1 protein-coding gene and 2 pseudogenes are annotated in these 1,202 nt (G+C 67.2%); all 3 read right to left on the bottom strand.

Going from position 1 to position 1,202, the window contains the following annotated elements; genetic code table 11:
* Positions 1-338, bottom strand: a 338-nt coding sequence (locus tag ACEN88_RS32225; RefSeq protein ID WP_413346284.1) for a diguanylate cyclase domain-containing protein, incomplete at its 3' end; no start/stop codon positions are given.
* A 163-nt stretch (positions 339-501) separates the two neighbouring features.
* Positions 502-831, bottom strand: a pseudogene (locus ACEN88_RS32220) (PAS domain-containing protein); the annotation flags it as partial.
* A gap of 171 nt (positions 832-1,002) precedes the next feature.
* Positions 1,003-1,202 (bottom strand): annotated as a pseudogene (locus ACEN88_RS32215) (coproporphyrinogen III oxidase); the annotation flags it as partial.

The following is a 1,202-nucleotide window of genomic DNA, read 5'->3' as shown; positions in this document are numbered from 1 at the left end:
ATCCGCAGCCGGTCGAGGCCACCGTCGGCGGGCAGCGTATCGTCCCAGCGCTGGGTGCCGGCACCCGCTTCCTGCGCGCACGCGAGGGCGCGGTCGGCGGCCAGCAGCAGGTCTTCCGCCGTGCCTCCGCTCAGGGGGAACGCGGCGCCGCCCACGCAGCAGGTCACGTACACGCTGTGATCGGCGTGTTCGGCGTGTTCGAACGGCGCCGCGACGGTACGAATGATCTCGTCGATGCGCGCCGTCAACTGCGGTTGCTGCGTCCCTTCCAGCAGCAACAGGAATTTGTCGGCACCGTCGCGGGCGGCGAGCGCATGCTGGTCGAGATCGCGCGGCACGGCGCAGCGCGTGCTCGAGGCGGTCGCGGAACAGCGCGTGGTTCGGCAGGCCCGTGAGCATGTCGTGCGTCAGGCTGAATTGCAGGTCGCGCTGGGACACCGTCTCCATCGTCACGTCGCTGCCCAGGATCAGCAGGCCGGCGCCGCCCTGCGCCGCGCTGTGCGGCACGGGTTGCGCCACGAAGTCGACGTAGCGCAGCTGCAGCGCGCCGCCGGGACCGGCCAGCTGGACCGGCCAGGCACGGTGCACGACCGGTTCGCCGGTGGTCAGCGCCGCTTTCAACAGTGCCGCGACGCCCTGCTCCGCCACTTCCGGCAGTGCGTCGCCCATCGGCAGGCCGATCAGGTCGCTGCGCCCCACCAGCTGTTTGTACGCGTCGTTCGCATGGGCGAACACGAGGTCGGGACCGACGAGGAAGGCGACGAAACCGGGCGCATGTTCGAGCCATTCGAGCGCGACATAGCCCTCCGGGCATGGCGGCGTCGGCGCCATCCTGGGCGCGGGAAGATGTAAGGTGGCTGCATTCATGGCAGTTTGGCAAAACTCGATCAGCTTGAGAGGAATCAAGCCTTATGTCGAGAATATAGAACATTGCCGCACGGAATGTTCACATATTTGCGGAAACTGTGTCTCTGCGAATACAGTCTGGACGCTCTGGCAACGCTACACCGTACGCGAATACTGCATCCTTTGCAACGGCACGGCGGCCGGCTTGCCGAAATAATCATCGAACACCATGCAGATGTTCCGCACCAGCAGGCGGCCCTTCGGCGTGACGGTGATGCGGTCCGGCGTCACGGTCAGCAGGCCGTCGCGCGCCAGGTCGGCCAGCCGCGCCAGCTCGGGCGCGAAATGCTCCGCGA

It is taken from the genome of Massilia sp. CT11-108, from assembly GCF_047302915.1.
Lineage (GTDB): Bacteria > Pseudomonadota > Gammaproteobacteria > Burkholderiales > Burkholderiaceae_D > Telluria > Telluria orientalis.
The sequence above is the reverse complement of the archived record's forward strand: the minus strand, read 5'-3'. Positions and strand labels throughout refer to the sequence as shown.